Origin of the sequence: Citrobacter meridianamericanus (genome assembly GCF_041320245.1) — a bacterium.
In the GTDB taxonomy this organism is placed as follows: Bacteria; Pseudomonadota; Gammaproteobacteria; order Enterobacterales; family Enterobacteriaceae; genus Citrobacter; species Citrobacter meridianamericanus.
On the sequence record NZ_CP101036.1, the window covers coordinates 2583821 to 2608387 of the forward strand.

Genomic DNA, 24567 nt, shown 5'->3' on the forward strand with positions numbered 1-24567 from the left:
CACGGTGCTGGACCTTAGGCCGGATAAGGCATAGTCGCCATCCGGCATCTGTACCCGGTAAAGAATAAACACCAGGAGTATGAGTATGAGTCAGTTTCCGATACTTTCCGCAGCCACCCTTGCGGCTATAAATACCGTAGGGCAATGGTTGGCGCAGAATGATTTTATGGAAAATGTCACCGTTCAGTCAGACTGCGTGATTCTGGCGGGCAACGCGGTTATTCCGACCATCGACGCTGCTTGTCGGATCGCGAAAGAACAACAGGTTCCCTTATTGATTAGCGGTGGCATCGGTCATTCTACGCGCTTTCTGTATGACGCGATTGCTCAGCATCCTCGCTATAACATCATTCGCACTACCGGACGTGCTGAAGCCGCGATTCTTGCCGATATCGCTCACCAGTTCTGGCTGATTCCGGGTGAGAAGATTTGGGTGGAAGACCAGTCAACAAATTGCGGTGAGAATGCCCGGTTTAGCTGTGCATTGTTGAATCAGGCGGCAGAAAACATTCATACCGTTATTGTGGTGCAGGATCCTACTATGCAACGTCGCACGATGGCGACGTTTCAGCGCGTAACCCGTGATGATCTGCATGCGCCGCGCTGGCTGAGTTTCCCTGGTTTCAGCCCCGAACTGGTCCAACAGCAAAACGGCGTGGATTTTGTACCCGCCGCAGAAGGCCTTTGGTCGGTGGATCGCTATCTGTCTCTCATTACCGGTGAGCTTCCGCGCCTGCGTGACGATGCCGATGGTTATGGGCCTTGCGGCCGCGATTTTATCGCCCATGTTGATATTCCTCAGAATATTGAGCAAGCCTGGCAGCAGTTGCGAAATGACACTGCGTTGACTGACTTACTGGAGAGCCGCTCTCTGTAACGCCTGCTGCCCGTTTGTCGGCGTTTTGCGGCAAACGGGCAGAAATCCCGACTGTTTTTTTCCCTTTATCATCACTTTACCAAACGCTTTTATGAAGCCGCTCACAGAACAGCGATGACAGCCATAATCTGACATGCATGATTGATATTAATTAACAATAGTTTCACTTGTTAAAAACAAATCAATCACAGGAGAACCGCATGTCAGTACCCGTACAACATCCTATGTATATCGATGGGCAGTTTGTGACCTGGCACGATGACGCCTGGATTGATGTCGTCAATCCGGCCACGGAAGAGGTAATCTCACGTATTCCCGATGGACGTGCCGAAGATGCGCGTAAAGCGATCGATGCCGCGCAGCGTGCTCAGCCGCAATGGGAAGCCCTGCCTGCCATTGAACGGGCGAACTGGTTACGCAAAATTTCTGCGGGCATCCGCCAGCGAGCCGATGAAATCAGTGCGTTGATTGTGGCGGAAGGTGGAAAGATCCAGCAACTGGCTGAGGTTGAAGTCTCATTTACCGCCGACTATATCGATTACATGGCGGAATGGGCGCGTCGCTATGAAGGCGAGATCCTGCAAAGCGATCGTCCGGGCGAGAATATTCTGTTGTTTAAGCGCGCTCTGGGCGTGACCACGGGCATTCTGCCGTGGAACTTTCCGTTTTTCCTGATTGCCCGCAAGCTGGCTCCCGCATTGCTGACGGGGAATACCATTGTTATTAAACCGAGTGAATTCACACCGAATAACGCCATCGCCTTTGCCAAAATTGTTGATGATATCGGCTTGCCGCGCGGCGTATTTAATCTGGTGCTCGGACGCGGTGAAACGGTCGGTCAGGAGTTGGCTGGAAATCCGAAGGTAGCGATGGTGAGTATGACCGGCAGCGTCGGCGCGGGCGAGAAAATTATGGCCGCGGCGGCTAAAAACATCACTAAAGTTTGTCTGGAGCTGGGTGGCAAAGCGCCTGCAATAGTAATGGATGATGCTGACCTTGAACTGGCCGTGAAGGCGATTGTTGATTCGCGAGTGATCAATACCGGACAGGTATGCAACTGTGCAGAGCGTGTGTACGTGCAGAAAGGCATCTATGACCAGTTCGTCAATCGTCTGGGTGAGGCGATGAAAGCTGTGCAGTTTGGCAATCCGGCCGAGCGCAATGACATTGCAATGGGACCGCTGATTAACGCTGCTGCGTTGGCGCGTGTTGAGCAGAAAGTTGCACGCGCGGTGCAGGAAGGAGCCAGACTGGTGTTGGGCGGTAAAGCCGTTGCCGGCAAAGGTTATTACTATCCGCCGACGTTACTGTTAGACGTGCGCCAGGAGATGGCGATTATGCACGAGGAGACGTTTGGCCCGGTGCTGCCGGTGGTGGCGTTTAATACGCTGGAAGAAGCGCTGACAATGGCCAATGACAGTGACTATGGTCTGACTTCATCGATTTACACGCAAAACCTGAACACGGCGATGAAGGCGATTAAAGGGCTGAAGTTTGGCGAAACCTACATTAATCGTGAAAACTTCGAGGCGATGCAGGGGTTCCATGCGGGCTGGCGCAAGTCCGGGATTGGTGGGGCAGACGGTAAACATGGTCTGAGTGAATATCTGCAAACGCAGGTGGTCTATCTGCAGTCCTGAGTTTTACTCTACACCTGGCGGTGCATCCGCGCCAATAGCTGTTTTGAGGTTAAACGCAACTGACTGAAAATAGGTGAACAAAACTTAATGAATTTTTAACAAAAGCCCGTTATGTTGACGCATTATTGTTTTTATTCAGGAAATGTTATGGGGAATAAGTATTCTGGCCTGCAAATTGGTATTCACTGGCTGGTCTTTTTGTTGGTCATTGTGGCCTACAGCGCCATGGAGTTTCGCGGATTTTTCCCGCGCAGCTATCGCCCCGTGTTCAATATGGTGCACGTCTCCTGCGGTATCACCATTTTAACGCTGATGGTGGCGCGCTTGCTGGTCAGGCTCAAATATCCAGCACCGCCGATTGTGCCAAAACCGAAGCCGATGATGACCGGGATGGCGCATCTCGGGCATCTGGTTATCTATCTGTTGTTTATTGTGCTGCCGATTATTGGCCTGGTAATGATGTACAACCGGGGTAACCCGTGGATTGCATTTGGCATCGTTATGCCACATGCAGCAGAGGCCAACTTTGATGTAGTGGATATGCTGAAGTCCTGGCACGTGACGCTGGCCAACCTGGGCTATTTTGTCATTGCTCTGCATGCCGCAGCGGCCCTGATGCACCACTATTTCTGGAAGGACAATACGTTGTTGCGCATGATGCCGCGAAAACGCTCCTGAGGTAATGCCCCACAAATGTGGGGCATTTTTTTAGCCAATTATTTTTCCAGACATCATAAAAGCTTATCGACAAGATGGTTAAACAACGCTCAATTCGCCACTCTTGTCACTTGATCGCTGTCCTTATTAAAACTACTGTATATAAACACAGTTAATGAGAGGCAGATTATTATGTTGTTTTTCCAGCCTGCGGAACGCCGCGAAATTAAACACTTTCCGCTATTTAGCGATCTTGTACCCTGTGGTTTTCCATCTCCGGCACAGGACTACGTTGAGAAGCGTATCGACCTTAATGACCTGCTGGTACGGCATCCCAGCGCAACCTATTTTGTTAAATCATCTGGCGACTCCATGAGGGGAGCGGGGATCGGCGAGGGCGATTTGCTGATTGTCGACAGCGCCAGAAAGCCTGCCCATGGAGATATCGTTATTGCCGCTATTGAGGGTGAATTCACCGTTAAACGTCTGCAATTACACCCAGTTATCATGCTGAAGCCAGAGAACAGCGCCTACGCGCCGATCATGATTAGCAGCGAGGACACGCTGGATATATTTGGCGTGGTGACATTTATCGTTAAAGCCGCGGGCTGATTATGTTTGCTCTGGTGGATGTTAATTCATTTTATGCCAGCTGTGAGTCGGCATTCCGGCCCGATCTGAAAGGCAAACCCGTTGTCGTTCTTTCAAATAATGATGGCTGTGTCATTGCCAGTAGTGCGGAAGCAAAAGCGCTTGGCGTTAATATGGGCGCACCGTATTTCAAACAGAAAGATCTGTTCAGGCGTTATGGCGTGTTCTGTTTTAGTTCGAACTACGAATTGTATGCGGATATGAGCAGCAGGGTGATGTCGATTCTGGAGGAGTTGTCGCCGCGTGTGGAGATGTACAGTATTGATGAAGCCTTTTGCGATTTAACGGGGGTGCGAAACTGCCGGGATCTTACGAATTTTGGTCGGGAAATCAGAGCTACCATTTTACAGAAAACACGTCTCACGGTTGGGGTTGGCATCGCCCAGACCAAAACGCTGGCCAAACTGGCGAATCATGCAGCCAAAAAGTGGCAGGAGCAAACCGGCGGAGTCGTGGATCTCTCAAATATTGAACGTCAGCGTAAACTAATGGCCGCACTTCCGGTTGATGAAGTCTGGGGTGTCGGGCGCCGTATCAGCAAGAAACTGGATGCCATGGGCATTAAAACGGTTCTCGATCTGGCGAATACCGACATTCGCTTCATTCGTAAACATTTCAATGTCGTACTTGAGCGAACCGTTCGGGAATTGCGCGGTGAACCTTGTCTGGCGCTGGAAGAGTTTGCGCCGGATAAGCAGGAAATTATCTGCTCAAGATCGTTTGGTGAAAAACTCACGGATTACAACGCGATGAGAGAGGCAATTTGCACCTATGCTTCACGCGCTGCGGAAAAGCTGCGCAGAGAGCACCAGTATTGCCGGTTTATCTCTACGTTTATCAAAACCAGTCCGTTTGTTCTGAATGAACCTTATTACGGAAACAGCGCGTCGATAAAACTGCTGACGCCAACTCAGGATAGTCGGGATATTATTGCAGCGGCAACGCGCAGCCTGGATGCCATCTGGCGAGCGGGGCTGCGTTACCAAAAAGCGGGCGTTATGTTGGGGGATTTTTTTAGCTCTGGCGTTGCGCAGCTGAATCTTTTTGACGACAACTGCCCACGGCGTAACAGCGATAAACTGATGGATGTACTGGATACGCTTAATGCTAAAAAAGGGAAAGGAACGCTCTACTTTGCCGGGCAAGGGATACAGCAACCGTGGGCGATGAAGCGAGACATGCTTTCACCGCGTTATACCACGAGATACAGCGATTTGTTGCGGGTTAGGTAGTAGCATTGCACATTTCTCTATATTACTCATATAGTATTTTCCGTATAAAAAATGAGTAAATAATAATGCAGATCATTGCTACTACATAAAATGGCCACAATAAAGATGTTCTGAGCGTATCGATTAAATCAAATTCGAGGTCATGTATTTTGTCCCCGCGGATTAACAGCGTGAACATGACGACAAATCCCACGGCGTATATTATAAAATAATGATAAAAATTCATAATTATTCTAGTTATTGGATAATGAATCCATTTTACGTGTTATATCCATATAATTATAGTTAGTATTACAGAACAATTATCTTCGTGCCGACCATTCAACATGCTCATCAATCCTGCAAAACGGGATTGTCTTCATTGGTGAATAGTAAATAAACCTAATTTGTTACAAATAGATTAAAAACAGTGATACTATAGGGGGGTATAGGATTTGGAGGGCGTATGCCGCATTCACCTGAAGATAAAAAACGCATTCTCACCCGTGTACGCCGTATTCGCGGTCAGGTTGATGCACTTGAGCGCGCGCTGGAATCTGGCGAACCGTGTCTGGCGATCCTGCAACAAATTGCCGCCGTACGCGGTGCATCCAATGGCCTGATGGGCGAAATGGTTGAGATTCACCTGAAAGATGAACTGGTCAGTGGGGAGACAACGCCAGACCAACGAGCTGTGCGCATGGCTGAGATCGGCCATCTTCTGCGTGCTTATCTAAAATAACACCATCACCTTGCAATAATGGGAAGAGACAAATGAAATCACGTGCAGCAGTTGCATTTGGCCCCGGCCAACCGTTAAAAATTGTCGAAATCGACGTTGCACCGCCAAAGAAAGGTGAAGTGCTGGTTAAAATTACCCACACCGGCGTGTGCCATACTGACGCTTTTACGCTCTCAGGTGACGATCCGGAAGGTGTGTTCCCGGCGGTACTGGGTCATGAAGGCGGCGGCATTGTGGTTGAAGTGGGGGAAGGCGTCACCAGCCTGAAACCGGGCGATCATGTGATCCCGCTGTACACCGCAGAATGTGGCGAGTGCAAGTTCTGTAAATCGGGTAAAACTAACTTGTGTCAGGCCGTGCGGGCGACACAGGGCAAAGGTCTGATGCCGGATGGCACAACGCGCTTCTCGTATAATGGCGAGCCGATTTATCACTATATGGGCACCAGTACCTTCAGCGAATACACCGTTTGCGCAGAGATCTCGCTGGCGAAGGTTAACCCGCAGGCTCCGCTGGATAAAGTGTGTCTGCTGGGGTGTGGCGTGACCACCGGTATCGGAGCGGTCCATAACACCGCGAAAGTGAAGGAAGGCGATACCGTAGCCGTATTTGGTCTGGGCGGTATTGGCCTGGCAGTGATTCAGGGCGCGGTGCAGGCAAAAGCCGGGCGTATTCTGGCCGTTGATACCAATCCGGAGAAATTCAAACTGGCGGGTGAAATGGGGGCGACCGATTTCATCAACCCGAACGATTACGATAAACCGATTCAGGACGTGATTGTCGAACTTACCGACGGTGGCGTGGACTTTAGCTTTGAGTGCATCGGCAACGTTAACGTGATGCGTGCAGCACTGGAGTGCTGTCATAAAGGGTGGGGCGAAAGCATCATTATTGGCGTGGCGGGTGCTGGTCAGGAGATCAAAACACGTCCATTCCAGTTAGTGACCGGGCGCGTGTGGCGCGGTTCCGCGTTTGGCGGCGTGAAGGGGCGCACTCAGCTTCCTGGCATGGTCGAAGAAGCGATGAGTGGGAAAATTCAGTTGGATCCCTTTATTACCCATCGTTTACCGCTGGAGCAGATTAACGAAGCGTTCGATTTAATGCATCAGGGTAAATCCATCCGTACCGTTATCCATTTTGGTGATAACTGATTCATGGGCCAGCGGATTTGACCGCTGGCACTTTCCTGAATTTTTTAGAATTATGTTGTGAAAGTGTGACGAATCCGGCGCTTTTCACGGTAAGTAAACCTCCCGGATTGCCGATGACTATCTAACGGGCGTGTTTTCACGCATAAACCCTACAAGAGAGTCGACGGTCATGGACAACACTACATCGATGCAAGCCCAGTATAAACTGGGCTTTCTGCATCAAATCCGGCTGGTTCCGCTGTTTTCCTCCATTCTCGGTGGCATCCTTCTGTTGTTCGCCTTAAGTTCGGGGCTGGCAAGTTATTTTCTTATGCAGGCCGATCGCGATCAGCGCGATGTAACCGATGAGATTCAGGTTCGGATGGGGTTATCTAACAGCTCTAACCACTTACGCACCGCGCGTATCAACATGATCCATGCTGGTGCGGCGAGCCGTATTGCTGAAATGGATGACATGAAGGCCAATATTGCCGAGGCAGAAAAACGTATTAAGCAATCGCAGGACGGTTTCAATACCTATATGGCGCGTGCAGTGAAAACCACTGCCGGTGAAGCGTTAGACGCTGAACTGAGTGCCAGTTTCAAAGCCTATATCGACGGCTTACAACCTATGCTGAAGTACGCTAAAAACGGCATGTTCGAAGCGATCATCAACCATGAAAATGAACAGGCCAGACCGCTGGACTCTGCTTACAATAAGGTGTTGTTAAAAGCGATCGACATTCGTACCGCCAGGGCGAATCAGTTAAGCGAACAGGCACACCAACGTACACAGCTTGGCATGGCCTTTATGCTGGGCGCATTCGTTCTTGCACTAGCGCTGACCGTGATGACGTTCATCGTTCTGCGCCGTACCGTCATTCATCCTCTGTTGCGCGCGGCACAGCGCATTGAGCAAATTTCAGTAGGGGATCTGACGATGCAGGAGGAACCGACCGGGCGCAGCGAAATTGGCCGCCTGAGCCGCCATCTGCAAACTATGCAACGGTCGCTGGCGAAGACAGTGGGCACGGTTCGTCAGGGCGCGGAAGAAATTTATCGCGGTACCAGTGAGATTTCGGCAGGGAACACCGATTTGTCTTCCCGTACCGAGCAACAGGCCGCGGCGATTGAGCAAACCGCAGCCAGCATGGAAGAGTTGACGGCTACGGTGAAGCAAAATGCCGACAACGCGCATCATGCGAGCAAGTTGGCGGAAGATGCTTCCGGCAAGGCCAGCCGGGGCGGGCAGATGGTTTCTGGCGTGGTTAAAACCATGGGTAATATCTCAACGAGTTCGAAGAAAATTTCTGAAATTACCGCCGTTATTAACAGCATTGCCTTCCAGACTAATATCCTGGCGCTGAACGCAGCGGTAGAAGCGGCGCGGGCAGGAGAGCAGGGGCGAGGGTTTGCCGTCGTAGCCAGTGAGGTGCGAACGTTGGCAAGCCGCAGCGCCCAGGCGGCAAAAGAGATTGAAGGGTTGATTAGCGAGTCAGTCCGGCTGATTGACCAGGGGTCCGGAGAAGTGGTCGCAGCAGGCAATACGATGACGGATATTGTCGATGCGGTAAAACGCGTGACCGACATTATGCTGGAAATTGCAGCGGCCTCCGATGAACAAAGCCGGGGCATCGTCCAGGTGAGTCAGGCTATTTCAGAGATGGACAAGGTCACGCAGCAAAATGCCTCGCTGGTTGAAGAAGCATCCGCCGCTGCAGCATCTCTTGAAGAACAGGCAGCACGCTTAACGGAAGCCGTCGGCACATTCCGTTTAACCGGGACAAGCGCAATTAAACGCGCTCAGGTGGCGCCTACGCCGGGTCATTCACGTCCGCAGGCGGCAACGGCCAACGGCGATAACTGGGAAACGTTTTAAGCATCAATAAAGGGACCAGATGGTCCCTTTATTTTTGGCATCAAAACGGCACGGTTTTGCGTATTGCGGCGATAAGGATCTGCGCGGCCTGAGAGAGTTGCACATCGACACGAGTAAGAATACCGATGGGTTCAGCCGCACCGTGAGTGGGAATTGGTAATGACACCAGTGTCGCCTGGCGCAGATCTTCTCTAACCGCGCCTGATGGGACAAACCACACATAGTCGTAATCAACCGTCAGTTGGCGGGAGAGCGATGCTGACAGCGTTTCAATACAACCCGACGGCATTTTACAGCCCTGACTTTGCAACAATGTCTCTGCGTGCTGGCGAGGTGCGGTTCCTTTCGGCGAAACCACCACTGGCCACTCCATTACCCGGCTCAGCGTGATGGTTTCTTGCAACAATGGATGGTTAGGACGCACGACCAGTTTGAGTGATTCCAGAAATAATAATTCGTAGTTCAGACCGACCATCAATTCCGGATCGGCCATACGACCAATGCCGAGATCAATTTCTCCGGACTTTAAACCTGCCAGGATCATCGGATTACTCATGGTGGCAACCTGCAGCGTGGTTTCCATTTGCTGTTTATGGAATGGGCCAATTACCGCCGGCAGAATGCCCAGCGCCGCGGTGGGTAAGGCGCCAATTCGTACGACATCAGTCTGCGACTCTTCGCGCTGGTTTAATGCTTGTCCGGCGGTGTTAAGCGCATCCAGCACTCTTACCGCGTGGGTAAGAAACTGTTCTCCGGGCAGCGTTAACTGCGCGCCAAGACGGCCACGCTCAAAGAGCCGGGTACCGGTCAGTTGCTCCAGTTCATTCAGCGTTTTGGAGAGGGCCGGTTGGCTCAGGTTAAGGGTCTCAGCCGCGCGCCCCAACGTTCCCTGTTGTGCAACGGCGACAAAAGTATGAAGGTGGCGCAAGCGAATGCGCTGATTGAACAGAACATTTTTTTCCATAAGCGATGTTAAAAACAGAGCCGTATCGATGACAAGTGAAGTTGTTTGTTTTTGATAACTTGATAGCAAAATATTATTAACATTTATCGTATTTTACTTACAACTAATTTATTTTGCTTATGTTTTGTACAGCATGTACAGGGGGATAGGATCATGGAAGGGAATGTATCCAGTCGATATACTTTCGTTATTGTTGGCTTTTGAACCCTTCTCTTCACAAGGCACTGATTGATGATACACGTAATAGGGCACCTTAATCCCGATAGCGATGCCATTTGTACTGCCGCAATGACGGCGCGTTGGCTTACTTTACGCGGTCAGCAGGCGACGGCATGGCGTCTGGGCGAACCGAATCGCGAAACGCAATTTATCTTTGAGCATGCAGGGCTGGAAATACCTGGGCGGCTGACGTTTCCGCTGACCGATCTTGATGTCTGGCTGGTCGATTTCACGGAGCCTGCTCAGGGGCCGGAATCGCTGGCAGAAAGTAACGTCGTGGGCATTATCGATCATCACCGACTCGGGGGATTAATGACCCGTCTGCCGCCTGAAGTGTGGGTGAAACCCGTCGGTAGTAGCGCGACGCTGTTATGGCAACTGATGACGGAAGCTGAGCGCAGCCAGTTGTCTGCCGCCGAGGCCGTTTTATTGCTGGGTGCCGCGTTGAGTGACACTGTCACGCTTCGTTCCCCGACCACGACCCCAGATGACCGCCTGGCAGTTGAGGCATTAACCCTAAAAACTGGAGTGGACCTTGACGTTTTCAGTCGCGGTCTGCTATCTGCCAAAACCAGCGTGGAAGGCATGAGCGCCCACGAACTTCTGCAGAAAGACATCAAATCCTTCACCATCCATGGGCATTCGGTTTGTGTGGCACAGCTTGAGCTGTATTCGCTGCAACAGGTGGATGCGGTGCTGGACGATTTACGTCATGAAATGGTGCGTTATGCAGAGGAAAAGAATGCCGCACTGGTTGTTCTGATGCTCACCGACATTAATCTGGGCGACACCAGCCTGTGGTTTGCTGGTTGTGAACTCTCAGACATCCCGCAGCCCTGTAAAGTTGAAGGTATGCTCAGCCGTAAAAAACAGATGCTGCCGTGGCTGGAAACGCATTTAAAACCACGTCAGTAGGTTCTGTTCATCGTCAGTAAGGGTGGGAAATTTACGCGAGGTCACACTTTGTAAATTCTTCCCACCGGAGTCTGCGGTGTTCTCTACACTCCAGGTAATATTCACTGGAGGCATGACATTATGGCGAACACCATCACGGCAGATGAGATTCGGGAACAATTTTCGCAGGCAATGTCAGCAATGTACCAGCAGGAAGTCCCGCAATATGGCACGTTGCTGGAACTTGTCGCTGATGTGAATCTGGCGGTACTGGAAAATAATCCGACGTTGCATGAAAAACTGGCTAATGCGGATGAGCTGGCGCGGCTAAACGTTGAGCGCCACGGCGCTATTCGGGTAGGCACTGCGCAGGAACTTTCTACGCTGCGCCGGATGTTTGCGATTATGGGTATGTATCCGGTGAGTTATTACGATCTCTCCCAGGCCGGTGTTCCCGTGCATTCCACGGCTTTTCGGCCCATCGACGATGCGTCGCTTTCGCGCAATCCGTTTCGGGTATTTACCTCGTTATTACGCCTCGAATTAATCGAAAACGTCGCGTTGAGGCAAAAGGCCGCGGAGATCCTCGCGAAACGCGACATATTCACCCGTCGTTGTCACGAACTGCTGAATGAATATGATGCGCAGGGCAGTTTTACGCAGGCGCAGGCGCATGAGTTTGTGCATGAGGCGTTGGAAACCTTCCGCTGGCATCAGCATGCCACGGTTGATGAAGGAACCTACCACGCATTACATGACGAGCACCGACTGATTGCCGATGTGGTGTGCTTCCCTGGTTGTCATATCAACCATCTGACGCCGCGTACATTGGATATCGACCGGGTGCAGTCGATGATGCCCGAATGCGGTATTGAACCCAAAATACTGATTGAAGGGCCACCGCGTCGCGAGGTGCCCATTTTATTGCGTCAGACCAGTTTTAAAGCGCTTGAAGAACCGGTGTGGTTTGCCGGGGAGATGCGCGGCACCCACACGGCGCGTTTCGGTGAGATCGAACAGCGCGGCGTGGCCCTGACGCCGAAAGGCAGAGCGCTGTATGACGAACTGCTGAATAAGGCGGGAACGGGAAAAGACAACCTGACGCATCAGTTGCATCTTCAGGAAGTGTTCAAAGCATTCCCGGACAGCGAGTTTTTGCTGCGCCAGCAAGGGCTCGCCTGGTTCCGTTATCGCCTGACACCGTCGGGCGAGGCGCATCGACAGGCAATCCGTCCGGATGACGACCCGCAGCCGCTCATTGAGCGAGGCTGGTTGGTTGCGCAACCCATCACCTACGAAGATTTTTTACCGGTAAGTGCCGCAGGAATTTTCCAGTCAAATCTGGGGAATGAAACGCAGGCTCGCAGCCATGGAAATTCCAGCCGCGACGCGTTTGAACAGGCGCTGGGTTGCGCGGTGTATGATGAGTTTGCGCTGTATCAGGAGGCGCAAGATCGAAGTAAACGTCGCTGTGGTTTACTTTAACGGAATTTACATGGGATTCGGCCTGTTCCCATCGACATAAAATATTTTCGATTTTGTACAGATAATCGGCGACCAACAATTGGATTATTAATGAATTTTGTCTAGAGTGAGCGGTCAGAAATGTGCACTCTCTTGCCGCTGATTATGACCGGCGCGGGACCATTTACACGACCAGAAGGATTCACTTTCAGGCATGAATCGCAGACGATTTATTAAAGGTTCAATGGCAGTGGCCGCCGTGTGCGGAACCAGTGGTATTGCATCACTCTTTTCCCGCGCCGCCTTTGCGGCAGAGTCTGACATTGCAGACGGAAAAACCGTTCGTTTTGATTTTTCCGTTCTGCAATCGATGGCTCATGACTTAGCACAGAAGCCATGGGGTGGCGCACCGCGCGCGTTACCTGACACGCTGGCGAAACTGACGCCGCAGGCCTACAACAGCATTCAATATGACGCAGAGCAGTCTCTGTGGAACAATGTTGAAAATCGTCAGCTTGATGCGCAATTCTTCCACGTGGGAATGGGCTTCCGTCGCCGTGTACGCATGTTCTCGGTTGATGCCAGTACGCATATGGCACGTGAAATTCACTTCCGTCCGGAACTGTTTAAATACAATGATGCGGGCGTGGATACCAAACAACTGGAAGGGCAAACTGACCTCGGCTTCGCCGGGTTCCGCGTATTTAAGGCGCCAGAGCTGGCCCGTCGCGACATCGTTTCTTTCCTGGGCGCCAGTTATTTCCGCGCCGTGGATGACACCTACCAGTATGGATTATCGGCTCGCGGTCTGGCGGTAGATACCTACACCGACAGCAAAGAAGAGTTCCCTGATTTTACCGCTTTCTGGTTCGAAACGGTCAAACCGGGCGCAACCTCCTTTACCGTGTATGCGCTTCTTGATAGCCCAAGCGTTACTGGCGCATTCAAGTTCGTGATCCACTGTGAGAAAACGCAGGTGATCATGGATGTACAAAACCACATCTATGCGCGCAAAGACATCAAGCAGCTCGGCATTGCGCCGATGACCAGCATGTTTAGCTGCGGCAACAATGAACGTCGGATGTGCGACACCATTCACCCGCAAATTCATGACTCCGATCGTCTGGCGATGTGGCGGGGCAACGGCGAGTGGATCTGTCGTCCGCTGAATAACCCGCAAAAACTGCAGTTCAACGCCTATACCGATAACAACCCGAAAGGGTTTGGTTTGCTGCAGCTCGATCGCGACTTCTCACATTACCAGGACATCATGGGCTGGTACAACAAGCGTCCAAGTCTGTGGGTCGAACCGCGTAACCAGTGGGGCAAGGGGACTATCGGCCTGATGGAGATCCCGACGACCGGTGAAACGCTGGATAACGTCGTTTGCTTCTGGCAGCCGGAGAGGAAGATCAAAGCTGGCGATGAGCTGGAATTCAAATATCGCCTGTACTGGAGCGCTCAGCCGCCAGTGCGTTCGCCGCTGGCTCGCGTGATGGCGACCCGTACAGGCATGGGCGGTTTCCCGGAAGGATGGGCACCGGGCGAGCACTACCCGGAAAAATGGGCACGACGTTTTGCCGTTGATTTCGTCGGTGGCGATTTAAAAGCCGCCGCGCCGAAAGGTATTGAACCGGTAATTACGCTTTCGAGTGGTGAAGCGAAACAGATTGAGATCCTTTACGTTGAACCTATCGACGGCTACCGCATCCAGTTTGACTGGTATCCGACCTCTGACTCAACCGATCCGGTAGATATGCGTATGTTCCTGCGTTGCCAGGGCGACGCTATCAGCGAAACCTGGCTGTATCAGTACTTCCCGCCAGCGCCGGATAAACGCCAGTACGTTGACGACCGCGAGATGCGTTGATCCTCATCTTTATGGCTCTCCGTCGGGGAGCCATATTCGTCATTTTCTTAAAAAACGCTGTACACTATTTACTCGATCCTGCTCGCATTTTTCCCTGACTTAAACCGATAAGCTGAAGGTGTGTATTTCTTATACACATTCTTGTCCACTAACAGGGAGAAAGTATGTTTCCAGAATACAGAGACCTTATTTCCCGACTGAAATCCGAGAACCCTCGCTTTCTGTCCTTATTCGAAAAACACAACAGCCTTGATCATGAGATCTCCAGACTGGAAGGTTCGGATGGTCGTGGGTATAGTTTGGACATTGTTCGCCTTAAGAAACAGAAACTCCACCTGAAGGAAGATCTGCTCAAAATATTGCAAAAAGAGAGTGTCAGTGAGAGCTAAATAAAACGGCACTTGCTGTGTAAAAGGGCTTCCAAAAGGGAGCCCTTCCTGTTTTATTTGATGAGCAGGGTTGCCTGCTGAACCAGCATAACGGAATAAAAATGTCAGAAGTGATTACCATCAATGAAACGCTGGAACTGCGTGCCGTAGAAGAACAACACGTCACGCCTCTGTATCAGCTTGTACTTAAAAATAAAAGCTAGCTCCAGCAGTCGCTGAACTGGCCGCAGTTTGTTACGTCAGAGGAAGACACCCGCAAGAACGTGCAAGGCAATATGATGTTGCATCAGCGCGGTTACGCCAAAATGTTCCTGATTTTTGCGCAAGGAAATATGGTCGGGGTTATCTCGTTTAACCAGATAGAACCGCTGAACAAAGCCGCGTATATCGGCTACTGGCTGGATGAGGAACATCAGGGCAAAGGGATCATGTCTCTGGCGCTACAGGCATTGATTCACCATTATGCGCAGCGTCAGGAGATCCGCCGCTTCGTGATTAAATGCCGCGTCGATAACCTTGAGAGTAATCAAGTGGCGCAGCGCAATGGCTTTTTGCTGGAAGGATGTATGAAACAGGCGGAGTTCCTCAATGGTGATCACCATGATGTGAATCTCTATGCCCGAATCATTGATAGCACCTCAGAATAAGCCTGCGATCGGTGTACGCGTAATGCGCTGCTCGCCGTTGATCACCTTCGGGCCGTGCAGATGAATGGCATCGCCATCAAATGCTTCAATATGCGCCTGGTCGCTTATTTCAATGTGATGCTCGATCAGCACTTCGCCCAGCACGCAGGCGTGGCCTTCAATCAGGATGTGGTCGTCAAGCAGGAGCGGCCCGCCGCGTAACTGCGCATGACCGCCGACGAGCACATGGTGCTTCAGTACGCAGTTGCCCTCGACCACCGCGTTTTCCGCCACCTGCGAGCTATAACGTAGGGTAGGAATGGCATCTTCATCGGTTCCGGCAATGACGTGTGCGTGTCCGTAGACTTTGGCGCAATCGCAGATCCAGACATTGTTCTCTGCATTACCTTCAATCCTTGCGCAATCAAACACTTCTGCCCGATGTTCAATAAAGGCATAGTTGATTTTTGCATCACCATAAAGTTGTGCCTGATGCACTACACGCGAGCTGCTGACAAAAGCGCGATCGTAAATTTGCAGGATCTGGTCATGTTCAGGGGTAAGTCCCCTGGCGGCAATGATTTCAGAGCCACACACCACGCGCGCATCACCGAAGAGAAGACACTCACCGCGAACGACTGAATCCTGAATAATGACATTGTCACGGATGTGAGCGTGATGACTGATCTCAGCCCGGTCAATCCACGCGGTATCGCCAATCTGAGCGCCATCTCTAACCACGCTTGCCTGCGTGATACGAGCATTTCCTGTAATTATTGCGCCGGAAAAAGCGAGCGCGTTTTCATCGTAAATCCAGCAATCGCCGTTTTGCGACAGCACGCTTTCATTATCAATCCAGCCGCCGGGAGTACCGGCCTGGACATCATTAAAATCAGTGAGCGCAATGATTTGGCGTAGTAATACGCTTTTTTTATTGCCATTATCCTGATAACTAAAGGAGCGAGGTTCATCGCTTAGACGATATTTGGTCATAGCTCGTTTCCATGTTGCGCGCCTTAGTTAAACGTAGCAAAGTTTTCCGGACTGGCTAAATCAGCGGAAATTCCATAAAATGCATTTCAAATATACTTTAAAAAATAAACAAAATGAGTAAGAACAAGCACAGTGAACAGGTCCTCAATCTTCCGGCTGGTTATTTTGGCATGGTACTGGGCATCATAGGGATGGGATTTGCGTGGCGTTATGCCAGCCTGGTGTGGCCTGTAAGCCACTGGATCGGCGACGGTTTAGTGATCCTTGCGATGGTCATCTGGGGATTGTTGACGCTGGCCTTTATTAGTCGTTTACTGCGTTTTCCGCATAGCGTTTTGGCAGAGGTTCGTCACCCGGTGATGAGTAGCTTTGTCAGTCTGTTTCCGGCCACAACCATGCTGGTCGCGATTGGTTTTGTCCCGTGGTATCGACCACTGGCGCTTGGATTGTTCAGCATTGGGGTTGTGATCCAACTGGCGTACGCGGCGTGGCAAACCGCGGGACTATGGCGCGGGGAGCACCCAGAAGAAGCCACCACGCCGGGGCTGTATCTGCCGACTGTCGCCAATAACTTTATTAGTGCAATGGCCTGTGGTGCGCTGGGTTTCAACGACGCAGGGCTGGTTTTTTTGGGCGCTGGGGTATTTTCCTGGCTCAGCCTGGAGCCAGTGATCCTGCAACGTTTACGCAGTTGCGGCGAACTGCCAACGGTATTACGTACTTCGCTTGGCATTCAGTTGGCGCCTGCGCTGGTCGCCTGCAGCGCCTGGCTTAGCGTCAACGGCGGCGAGGGGGATACGTTGGCCAAAATGTTGTTCGGCTATGGTCTGCTGCAACTTCTTTTTATGCTACGCCTCATGCCGTGGTATCTGTCTCAGCCCTTTAATGCGTCTTTCTGGAGCTTCTCGTTTGGCGTGTCGGCTCTGGCGACAACGGGGCTGCATCTGGGACAAGGCAGCGAATCAGGATTTTTTCATACGCTGTCGATCCCACTGTTTATTTTTACCAATTTTATCATTGCATTATTACTGGTACGTACGTTTGCATTGCTGATGCAGGGAAAACTGCTCATCCGCACAGAGCGTACTGCATTACTGAAATCTGAGGATAAATAATGACCCTTTGCGACGAAAACTACTTTACTGAGAAATATGATTTAACCCGTACGCATTCCGATGTTGTAGAAGCGGCAAAAATTGTTAAGCCAGGTAAAACATTAGATCTGGGCTGCGGTAACGGTCGTAACAGCCTGTACCTGGCAGCAAACGGTTATGACGTAACAGCATGGGATAAAAATCCCATGAGTATCGCTAACCTTGAGCGTATCAAAGCAGCCGAAGGGCTGACTAATCTGCAGGCGAGCGTCGCGGACCTTAATGCGTTGAGTTTTGAGGGTGAATACGACTTTATTCTGTCTACCGTAGTGCTGATGTTTCTCGAAGCGAAAACCATTCCGGGACTTATCGAAAATATGCAGCGTTGCACGAAATCGGGGGGATATAACTTAATCGTTGCGGCGATGGATACCGATGATTTCCCGTGCACCGTTGGCTTTCCGTTCGCGTTTAAAGCGGGGGAGTTACGCAACTATTATCGCGGATGGGAACTGCTGAAATATAACGAAGACGTGGGCGAATTGCACCGTACAGATGAAAACGGCAATCGCATTAAGCTGCGTTTTGCGACTATGCTGGCCCGCAAAATCGGCTAATGGCTTATGCTCTGCGTTCAACGCTTTTACGTCGAACGCAGAAAGAAAATTTGTGTGATGCGTACCATTTTTCGCACAACTAGCATGATTTCCTTTTGCTACTATTTCAGATGCATATCTGCAAATACTAAGGGATCATTCCATGCGTGCTCAAACTTTATTTAAAGTTGCAGTGCTTACGGGTTTACTGGCGTTATCAGGCTGTGCGTCAAAAATCACGCAGCCGGATAAATATTCAGGTTTTTTAAAAAATTACTCTGGCCTGAAGGAAACGAAATCGGCAACAGGACAACCTGTGCTGCGTTGGGTTGATCCCAACTTCAATGAGTCCAACTATGACAGTATTGTGTATAACCCGATAACCTATTATCCGATTCCTAAACCAACGACTCAGGTTGGACAACAGGTGCTGGATAAACTGTTGAGCTATACCAATACGCAGATGAAAACCGCGATTAGTAAACGTAAACCTCTGGTGACGACCCCCGGTCCGCGTAGCCTGATTTTCCGTGGCGCGATTACCGGTGTTGCAACCAGCAAAGAAGGGTTGCAGTTCTATGAAGTCGTTCCGGTTGCGTTGCTTGTAGCGGGTACACAAATGGCGACAGGCCACCGTACCATGGATACTCACCTCTATTTTGAAGGTGAGTTGATCGATGCGGCTACCAACAAGCCAGTGATTAAAGTGGTACGGCAGGGTGAAGGTAAAGACCTGAACAACGAAAGTACGCCAATGGCGTTCGAAACGTTGAAGAAAGTTGTTGATGACATGGCGACAGATGCCTCCATGTTTGATGTCAACACAAAACCGTAATGCTGAGCGCACCATCTTTGGATGGTGCGTTTTTTATTATGCCGTCCGACGGCGGTAAAGCAGTTTTCCCATTAACGCCTCCGGGCGAGCAAACATCACCAGATTACCCAGCAAAATCAGCAGTAATCCAGCAATTGCGTTAACCTGCCAGATGTATCCTTCATACAATGTTGACAGCGTCAGCGCGACCAGCGGGAAAAGCAGCGTACTGTATGCCGCCTTACTGGGACCAATACGCCCTACGAGTGTGAAATAGGCACCGAAAGCAATCACCGAGCCAAAAATAGCCAGATATAACAGCGCGCTAATATAGCTGAAAGTCCACTGCGGCATGAAGTTATCCCCGCGCACCAGCGCAATAACGGCGATCAATAGCGTGCCATACAGCATGGCCCAGCTGTTGGTGGTTAATACTTCCAGCCCTTTTTTCTGGTGACGTAGGCTTATCATATTGCCCAATGAGAAACCAAAAGTACCAAGGGCGCTTAAGCCAATGCCCAGCAGCAGCGAATGGTTGAATCCGCTGTTGAGCAAATCCTGCCAGAACAAAGTGACAATGCCCGTCAATCCCAGGCCGGCTGCAATATAGAAACGCAGCGGTGGTTTTTGCCCAAAAAAGATAAAACTATTGACCGCATTGAACAGAACGGCCATTGAGAAAATTACCGACTCCAGGCCGGTATTAATCCATGCCGCAGCTGTGTAAAAACACCAGAAGTTGAAGCAAAAAACGCATCCACCTTGCAACAGGCAAAACAGATGATCGCGACCGGACAGTTTGCGTAATTTCCCGCTAACCAGAAGGGCAACAATCATTACCGAGCTGGCCACGGCAAAGCGCCAAAAGATAGAAACTGGGGCAGAAACAGGGCCTTGCTGCAAATAAATCGCAATCCATGTTGTTCCCCAAATGACGACGACCAGACAGTACAACAGTGCGTTCATACAACTCTCTCATTTTTGTAATCAGGCTCACACTGTGTCACGGCTGGCGGCAGGGGGCTTTCATCGGCTTGCGGCGAACTTGCAAAATCTTGCGCTTTTTTAGCGTAAGAAACGAAAAGTTGGCTGTTTACAACATGTAGCTGATATAGACTGAAAGCCTGCTAATCTATTTTTGAACGTGATGGTATGTCTCAGCCCTACGATGCCTTTGAAAAATTACGCAAACATAATGCCGTGCTGCATGAATCAGTTGCGTTACATTCGGGGATCCAACTGGCCGCCTGGTCAAACAAGCGCGATACCATTACCCAGTATTGCGATCACCACACGCTCAGTTTATACATCGCGGATGGCTACGAGAGTTATCACAAGACGGCGGAAGGCTGGAAGAATGGCGGCGGGCCGGATCGTTTTTGCCTGATGCCAAAAGAGAGCGAATCCAGTTGGGATATTCGCGACGATCTTTCCTTCGTTCACCTCTATTGTACGGATACCCATCTGCGCGAAGTGGGTGAAAAAGTCTGGGACAAAAGCCCCTATAGCTTCACGCTGGACGAGCATACATTTGGCAGCGATCCGGGGATCACAGCGGTTTATCGTCAGTTTTTGCTCGGTAACGACTGGCAGCAACCGGCCAATCATCTTACGCTCAGCGCCGCATCTTCACTGCTGCTAACGCATCTGATCCAGCATTACAGCAATGTACAATGGCGGTTGCCCACAGTCACTGGAGGTCTTGCACCTGCCACTTTGCGTAATGTGCTGGCCTATATTGAAGCGCATCTGGCGCACCCGATAACCCTGAGCGATCTGGCAAGCGAGGCGGCGCTTAGTGATTTCCACTTTGCCAGAATGTTTCGCCAGTCGATGAATATGGCGCCGCACCAGTATGTGATGCAACGTCGGATGGCGCTGGCGCAGAATCTGGTTTGTTATTCTTCACGCAGTTTGTCGGATATTGCGATGACCTGCGGGTTTAGTTCGGCGAGTCATTTTAGTAACCGGTTTAAACAGGTAACGGGTAAAACGCCAACGCAGTTACGTGCGGCGAAATAACGTCAAGGCTGCGTAGCAGAAACCGCCGACGACCAGCCCCCAGAATGCAGACCCAACACCCCACAACGTCAGACCGCTGGCCGTGACCAGAAAAGTAACGATAGCCGCATCGCGCTCGGCCTCATTATGCAGTGCCTGATACAAACTTCCGCTAATCGTACCGAGCAAGGCGAGGCCAGCTAGCATCTGGATCCAACTTACGGGCAGGGCCGCCATCAGTCCTGTGACCGAACCACCAAAAACCCCGGCCAGTAGATAGAAAACGCCTGCCGCAGCGGCGGCGAGCCAGCGTCGTTTGGCATCAGGATGTGCTTCGGGACTTTGGCAAATTGCTGCGGTTATGGCGGCAATACAAATAGAGTAAACGCCAAAAGGCGAAAACAGCAGCGCCATCAGGCCAGTGAAAACAATCAGTGGTGATACGGGTAACGCATAGCCTGATGCTTTCATGGTGGCAATGCCTGGAGCATTTTGCGAGGCCATGGTGACCAGAAACAGCGGCAGCGCAATGCTGATACTGTGGGCAAATGAAAAGTGTGGGGCAATAAATTCAGGAAATACCGGCGACAGATTAACACCGCTAGTGACAACGTCACCTTTAATCAGCGCAATGGCGATACCTACCAGCATCGCGGCGAGCGTCGCATACCGTGGGGCGATGACTTTACACACCAGCCATGCCAGCAGCATGCTCCCGCATAAGATAAGTTCGTTATTCAGGCTATTAAATGCCTGCAAACCAAAACGCAGCAGGATCCCGGCCAGCATGGCAGATGCCAGTGAATGCGGAATGATTTTCATCAAACGGGCAAACAGCCCGGTTACGCCGCACAGCACAATCAGCGCATTAGCCACAATAAAAACGCCGATAGCATCCTGAATCGTGATGCCTTGCAGGCCCGTAACCAGCAGCGCGGCACCGGGCGTTGACCATGCGGTGAGAACAGGGGCGCGATACCATAATGTCAGCACCAGCGTACTGACACCCATTGCTATCCCCAGCGAGGTCATCCAGCCCGCGATTTGTTCAGTCGTCGCCCCTGCGGCCAGAGCGGCTTGCCAGATGATGGCTGCGGAGCTGGCATAGCCGACCAGGACAGCCACAAAACCGGACAGAACGGTAGGCAGAGGGATAGAAAATGCGCGCATATTCACTCCTTGTGCGTTATAACGGTCAGGCACTGTAACACTGTGCGTTATAGCGTACAAGTGCTAAACTGTAGGTCCGTGAAAGGAGACCGATGAAGGAGAAAAATGGACAACTTAACCCAGTATCTGGCTACTACGCTCCGGACGTTACGTCACCAGCGAGAATGGAGCCTTTCACGTCTGGCGGAGGAAACCGGTGTATCAAAAGCCATGTTGGGGCAAATTGAGCGCAACGAGTCCAGCCCAACGGTGGCGACATTGTGGAAAATTGCCACTGGACTGAACGTGCCGTTTTCGACGTTTATTTCACCGCCAGAGTCAGACAATACGCCGGCATTTGATCCTCAGCAGCAGGCGATGGTCGTCACATCGCTGTTCCCGTGGGATCCGCAACTGTGCTTCGATCATTTTTCAATCCTGCTGGCACCCGGTGCACTCAGCGAATCAACTCCGCATGAATCCGGGGTTATCGAGCATGTTGTGGTGATTAACGGACTGCTGGATATGTGTATTGAGGGGCAGTGGCGTACCATTACATCCGGCGAGGGAGTTCGTTTTGCCGGAGACAGGGCACATAGCTACCGTAACAGCAGCGAACAAACGGTGCACTTTCATTCGCTGATCCATTACCGACGTGGTTAATCGGGAAAACTATTCCGAAACGCCCCGCTTGTGACTACAATAACCGCCATTTTTACCGCTTGTGGATGATAACAACTGTATGCGCCAGCAGCCTCATCACCTTGAATTGTTAAGCCCGGCCCGGGATACCGCCATTGCCCGTGAAGCCATTTTGCACGGCGCAGACGCCGTTTACATTGGCGGCCCGGGTTTTGGCGCGCGTCATAACGCCAGTAACAGTCTGAAAGATATTGCCGAACTAGTGCCTTTCGCCCATCGCTACGGGGCGAAAATCTTTGTGACGCTAAATACCATTTTGCACGATGATGAACTGGAACCCGCACAACGGTTAATTACCGATCTGTATCAGACCGGTGTTGATGCCCTGATTGTGCAGGATATGGGGATTCTGGAACTGGATATTCCCCCCATTGAGCTGCATGCCAGCACCCAATGTGATATTCGCAGTGTTGAGAAGGCGAAGTTTCTTGCTGATGTCGGATTCACCCAGATTGTCCTGGCGCGCGAACTGAGCCTTGAGCAAATTAACGCCATCCATCAGGCTACTGACGCAACCATTGAATTTTTCATCCACGGTGCGCTGTGCGTTGCCTATTCAGGCCAGTGTTATATTTCTCATGCTCAAACCGGACGCAGTGCTAACCGTGGCGACTGTTCTCAGGCCTGCCGCCTGCCGTATACCCTGAAAGACGATCAGGGGCGCGTGGTGTCCTATGAAAAACACCTGCTGTCGATGAAAGACAACGATCAGACCGCCAACCTCGGCGCATTGATTGACGCAGGTGTGCGTTCCTTCAAAATTGAAGGGCGCTACAAAGACATGAGCTATGTGAAGAATATTACCGCGCATTATCGTCAGATGCTGGACGCTATCATCGAAGAGCGGGGAGATTTGGCCCGTTCTTCAGCTGGACGCACAGAACATTTCTTCACCCCGTCTACGGAGAAAACCTTCCATCGCGGCAGTACTGATTACTTTGTAAATGCCCGTAAGGCCGATATCGGCGCATTCGACTCTCCAAAGTTTATTGGCCTGCCGATTGGTGAAGTCCTGAAGGTGGCAAAAGATCATCTCGATGTTGAGGTGACAGAACCGCTGGCGAACGGGGATGGTCTGAACGTGTTAATCAAGCGTGAGGTCGTCGGATTTCGCGCTAACACCGTTGAAAAAACCGGGCACAATCGTTATCGGGTGTGGCCGAATGAAATGCCCGTCGATCTGCACAAAGTTCGTGCTAACCATCCGCTGAATCGCAACCTCGATCATAACTGGCAACAGGCGCTGACCAAAACCTCCAGCGAACGCCGCGTTGCGGTCGATATTGAACTGGGCGGCTGGCAGGAACAGTTAATCCTGACGCTCACCAGCGAGGAGGGCGTGAGTATCACCCATACGCTGGATGGTCAGTTTGAGGAAGCGAACAATGCGGAAAAAGCGTTGAACAATCTGCAGGATGGCCTGGCAAAGCTCGGACAAACGATGTATTACGCCCGCGATATTCAGATCAACTTGCCGGGGGCATTGTTCGTACCAAACGGTCAACTGAATCAGTTGCGACGTGAAGCTGTCGACATGCTGGATACCGCGCGTTTGCAAAATTATCAGCGGGGCAGTCGTAAACCGGTCGTACAACCGGCGCCGGTTTATCCGCAAACGCATCTGAGTTTCCTGTCTAACGTCTACAACCATAAAGCGCGTGAGTTTTATCACCGCTATGGTGTGCAGTTGATTGATGCCGCCTATGAAGCGCATGAAGAAAAGGGCGATGTACCGGTGATGATTACCAAACATTGTCTGCGTTTCGCCTTTAACCTGTGTCCGAAACAGGCGAAAGGGAACATCAAGAGCTGGAAAGCCACGCCGATGCAACTGGTTAACGGCGATGAAGTCCTGACGCTGAAATTTGATTGCCGACCGTGCGAAATGCACGTGATCGGCAAGATGAAACATCACATTCTGAAGATGCCATTGCCTGGCAGTATAGTGGCTTCCGTCAGCCCCGAAGACCTGATGAAGACACTGCCGAAGCGTAAAGGCTGACGG

General features: G+C 51.2%; 22 protein-coding genes and 1 pseudogene. 19 read left to right on the forward strand and 4 right to left on the reverse strand.

Going from position 1 to position 24567, the window contains the following annotated elements; genetic code table 11:
* Positions 1-79: 79 nt before the first annotated feature.
* The 8 genes from NMD08_RS12420 (at position 80) to NMD08_RS12455 (ending at position 8787) form a co-directional block, all read left to right on the forward strand.
* On the forward strand, positions 80-877 hold the full coding sequence (locus NMD08_RS12420) for a YdcF family protein (protein ID WP_286540528.1): 798 nt from the start codon (positions 80-82) through the stop codon (positions 875-877).
* Between the two features lie 200 nt (positions 878-1077).
* Positions 1078-2517 carry an aldehyde dehydrogenase gene (aldA, locus tag NMD08_RS12425; protein ID WP_151225488.1) on the forward strand — a complete coding sequence of 480 codons (1440 nt, stop codon included), beginning with the start codon at positions 1078-1080 and terminating at the stop codon, positions 2515-2517.
* A 147-nt stretch (positions 2518-2664) separates the two neighbouring features.
* On the forward strand, positions 2665-3195 hold the full coding sequence (gene cybB / locus NMD08_RS12430) for a cytochrome b561 (RefSeq protein WP_151219299.1): 531 nt from the start codon (positions 2665-2667) through the stop codon (positions 3193-3195).
* A gap of 171 nt (positions 3196-3366) precedes the next feature.
* Positions 3367-3786 carry a translesion error-prone DNA polymerase V autoproteolytic subunit gene (locus tag NMD08_RS12435; RefSeq protein WP_005126708.1) on the forward strand — a complete coding sequence of 140 codons (420 nt, stop codon included), beginning with the start codon at positions 3367-3369 and terminating at the stop codon, positions 3784-3786.
* 2 nt (positions 3787-3788) lie between these two features.
* Complete coding sequence (locus NMD08_RS12440) at positions 3789-5057, forward strand: Y-family DNA polymerase (RefSeq protein ID WP_370620182.1); 1269 nt, start codon at positions 3789-3791, stop codon at positions 5055-5057.
* Between the two features lie 445 nt (positions 5058-5502).
* Entirely contained in the window at positions 5503-5778 is a 276-nt protein-coding gene (locus NMD08_RS12445; protein ID WP_003833178.1) for a metal/formaldehyde-sensitive transcriptional repressor, read from the forward strand.
* A 32-nt stretch (positions 5779-5810) separates the two neighbouring features.
* A complete protein-coding gene (locus NMD08_RS12450; protein WP_151219296.1) occupies positions 5811-6929 on the forward strand; it encodes an S-(hydroxymethyl)glutathione dehydrogenase/class III alcohol dehydrogenase in 1119 nt (372 codons plus the stop codon).
* Positions 6930-7098: 169 nt separating this feature from the next.
* Positions 7099-8787 (forward strand): methyl-accepting chemotaxis protein, encoded by a 1689-nt coding sequence (locus NMD08_RS12455; protein ID WP_151219295.1) that lies wholly within the window; start codon positions 7099-7101, stop codon positions 8785-8787.
* Between the two features lie 40 nt (positions 8788-8827).
* Here the strand turns inward: NMD08_RS12455 and pcaQ are convergent, their stop codons facing one another.
* Positions 8828-9751 carry a pca operon transcription factor PcaQ gene (gene pcaQ / locus NMD08_RS12460; protein ID WP_151219294.1) on the reverse strand — a complete coding sequence of 308 codons (924 nt, stop codon included), beginning with the start codon at positions 9749-9751 and terminating at the stop codon, positions 8828-8830.
* Positions 9752-9982: 231 nt separating this feature from the next.
* Between pcaQ and NMD08_RS12465 the strand changes: the two genes are divergently transcribed.
* From NMD08_RS12465 to rimL, 5 genes and pseudogenes are all read left to right on the forward strand, one after another.
* Complete coding sequence (locus NMD08_RS12465; RefSeq protein ID WP_370620183.1) at positions 9983-10885, forward strand: DHHA2 domain-containing protein; 903 nt, start codon at positions 9983-9985, stop codon at positions 10883-10885.
* Between the two features lie 120 nt (positions 10886-11005).
* Positions 11006-12349 (forward strand): VOC family protein, encoded by a 1344-nt coding sequence (locus tag NMD08_RS12470; protein WP_187252378.1) that lies wholly within the window; start codon positions 11006-11008, stop codon positions 12347-12349.
* 193 nt (positions 12350-12542) lie between these two features.
* Entirely contained in the window at positions 12543-14198 is a 1656-nt protein-coding gene (locus tag NMD08_RS12475) for a glucan biosynthesis protein D (RefSeq protein WP_151225483.1), read from the forward strand.
* 164 nt (positions 14199-14362) lie between these two features.
* Positions 14363-14587: a YdcH family protein gene (locus NMD08_RS12480; RefSeq protein ID WP_003833168.1), complete on the forward strand. Its 225-nt coding sequence runs from the start codon at positions 14363-14365 to the stop codon at positions 14585-14587.
* A gap of 101 nt (positions 14588-14688) precedes the next feature.
* A pseudogene (gene rimL / locus NMD08_RS12485) lies at positions 14689-15234 on the forward strand (50S ribosomal protein L7/L12-serine acetyltransferase).
* Here the strand turns inward: rimL and ydcK are convergent.
* Positions 15226-16206 carry a YdcK family protein gene (ydcK, locus tag NMD08_RS12490; protein WP_187259621.1) on the reverse strand — a complete coding sequence of 327 codons (981 nt, stop codon included), beginning with the start codon at positions 16204-16206 and terminating at the stop codon, positions 15226-15228. The pseudogene rimL and the gene ydcK overlap by 9 nt on opposite strands.
* 113 nt (positions 16207-16319) lie before the next feature.
* On the opposite strand from ydcK, the gene tehA reads away from it, so the two are divergent.
* The 3 genes from tehA (at position 16320) to NMD08_RS12505 (ending at position 18731) form a co-directional block, all read left to right on the forward strand.
* Positions 16320-17321, forward strand: a complete 1002-nt coding sequence (gene tehA, locus NMD08_RS12495) for a dicarboxylate transporter/tellurite-resistance protein TehA (RefSeq protein WP_370620184.1) — start codon at positions 16320-16322, stop codon at positions 17319-17321.
* Positions 17321-17917: a tellurite resistance methyltransferase TehB gene (gene tehB / locus NMD08_RS12500; RefSeq protein ID WP_252838806.1), complete on the forward strand. Its 597-nt coding sequence runs from the start codon at positions 17321-17323 to the stop codon at positions 17915-17917. Before tehA ends, tehB begins: the two co-directional genes overlap by 1 nt.
* Positions 17918-18059: 142 nt before the next feature.
* Positions 18060-18731 carry a DUF3313 domain-containing protein gene (locus tag NMD08_RS12505; RefSeq protein ID WP_151219288.1) on the forward strand — a complete coding sequence of 224 codons (672 nt, stop codon included), beginning with the start codon at positions 18060-18062 and terminating at the stop codon, positions 18729-18731.
* A gap of 36 nt (positions 18732-18767) precedes the next feature.
* Here the strand turns inward: NMD08_RS12505 and NMD08_RS12510 are convergent, their stop codons facing one another.
* On the reverse strand, positions 18768-19676 hold the full coding sequence (locus tag NMD08_RS12510) for a DMT family transporter (protein ID WP_187259624.1): 909 nt from the start codon (positions 19674-19676) through the stop codon (positions 18768-18770).
* Between the two features lie 186 nt (positions 19677-19862).
* Here NMD08_RS12510 and NMD08_RS12515 point away from each other — a divergent pair, with 186 nt between their 5' ends.
* Positions 19863-20732 carry an AraC family transcriptional regulator gene (locus NMD08_RS12515; protein WP_210905121.1) on the forward strand — a complete coding sequence of 290 codons (870 nt, stop codon included), beginning with the start codon at positions 19863-19865 and terminating at the stop codon, positions 20730-20732.
* On the opposite strand, the gene NMD08_RS12520 is transcribed toward NMD08_RS12515, so the two are convergent.
* Entirely contained in the window at positions 20715-21881 is a 1167-nt protein-coding gene (locus NMD08_RS12520; protein WP_210905120.1) for a benzoate/H(+) symporter BenE family transporter, read from the reverse strand. The genes NMD08_RS12515 and NMD08_RS12520 overlap by 18 nt on opposite strands.
* 105 nt (positions 21882-21986) lie before the next feature.
* Between NMD08_RS12520 and NMD08_RS12525 the strand changes: the two genes are divergently transcribed.
* Positions 21987-22523, forward strand: a complete 537-nt coding sequence (locus NMD08_RS12525) for a helix-turn-helix domain-containing protein (RefSeq protein WP_151219286.1) — start codon at positions 21987-21989, stop codon at positions 22521-22523.
* A 79-nt stretch (positions 22524-22602) separates the two neighbouring features.
* Positions 22603-24564, forward strand: coding sequence for a U32 family peptidase (locus NMD08_RS12530; protein WP_370620185.1), 1962 nt, complete (start codon positions 22603-22605; stop codon positions 24562-24564).
* The last annotated feature ends 3 nt before the right edge of the window (positions 24565-24567 follow it).